Origin of the sequence: uncultured Jannaschia sp., assembly GCF_947494025.1 — a bacterium.
In the GTDB taxonomy this organism is placed as follows: domain Bacteria; phylum Pseudomonadota; class Alphaproteobacteria; order Rhodobacterales; family Rhodobacteraceae; genus Jannaschia.
In genome coordinates, this window is record NZ_CANLTQ010000101.1 from 1 (window position 1) to 1402 (window position 1402).

Sequence of the window (1402 nt, forward strand, 5' to 3'; positions counted from 1 at the left end):
GGTAGTGCCCCCGGTGGTGGTGTAGGAAGCCGCGCGCGGAGCTTTTGGCTCAGTGCAGTAGGGGGTCGGACTGGTGGCCACCGCGCGTCTTCGTAGTCTGAGGTTGTTCGACGACCGACGACAACGAAGGAGAGCACGATGACCGAGGCTATGATCGACCTTCCGGAGGTGATCGCCAAGAGCGACGACACCGATTTCCTGCGGGAGCTGATCCAGGACGCTGCACAGCGGCTGATGGACATCGAAGTGAGCGCCGTGTGCGGGGCTGGCCCCCGCGAGCGAACGCCGGACCGGGAGAACCAGCGCAACGGCTACCGGCCCCGCCGCTGGGATACGCGGGCCGGTACGATCGGGTTGAACATTCCCAAGCTCAGGAAGGGATCATACTTCCCGGCCTTTCTGGAGCCGCGTAGAACGGCCGAGAAGGCGCTGATGGCGGTGATACAGGAGGCGTACATCCACGGTGTCTCCACCCGTGCGGTGGACGACCTGGTGCGCGCCATGGGGCTGACGGGGACCTCGAAGAGCCAGGTGTCGCGCCTGTGCGAGGAGATCGACGAGCGCGTGGGAGCGTTCCTGAATCGGCCGCTGGAGGGCGATTGGCCCTTCCTCTGGCTCGACGCCACTTACGTGAAGCTGCGCGAGGGCGGTCGGATCGTGTCCATGGCCGTGATAGTGGCCGTCGCGGTCAACACCGATGGGCGCCGTGAGATCCTGGGGATCACCGTCATGCCGTCGGAGGCCGAGACCTTCTGGTCTGACTTCCTGCGCTCGCTGACGCGCCGCGGCCTGCGGGGCGTGAAGCTGGTGATAAGCGACGCGCATGAGGGGCTGAAAGCCGCTGCGCGCAAGGTTTTGGGCGCCGGGTGGCAGCGCTGCCGGGTGCATTTCCAGCGCAACCTCCTGGCCCGAGTCGCCAAGGCCAACAAGCCGGTGGTCAGTGCAGTGGTGAAGACCGTTTTCGCCGAGACCGACCGCGACCAGGCCCATGCCCGCTGGCGCGAGGTCGCCGACAATCTTCGTGACCGGTTTCGGGATGTCGCCGAGCTCATGGATGGGGCCGAGCACGACGTCCTCGCTTACATGGCCTTCGACGAGAGCCTGCGCTCGAAGCTGCACAGCACCAATCCGCTGGAACGCGTCAACAAGGAGATCAAGCGGCGAACCAACGTCGTCGGCATCTTCCCCAACCGCGAGGCCGTCGTCCGCCTCGTCGGCGCGCTCATGCTGGAGCAAAACGATGAGTGGACCGTCTCCCGCCGCTACATGCCCGTGGAAAAGCTGGCAGGCCTGTGCGACGATAAACCCGATGCGGCCCTGATCGCCGCTCAGTGAACGAACGACACCCGCTATGAAGAAGCAGGTGGACGCCAGTTCCTACACCATCTCTCGGGACACTACC

The 1402-nt window shown here is 65.3% G+C and carries 1 pseudogene; it reads left to right on the forward strand.

Annotation, left to right across the window (positions count from 1 at the left end):
- Nucleotides 1-132: 132 nt before the first annotated feature.
- Nucleotides 133-1335 (forward strand): annotated as a pseudogene (locus Q1B08_RS21425) (IS256 family transposase); the annotation flags it as partial.
- Nucleotides 1336-1402: the final 67 nt, after the last annotated feature.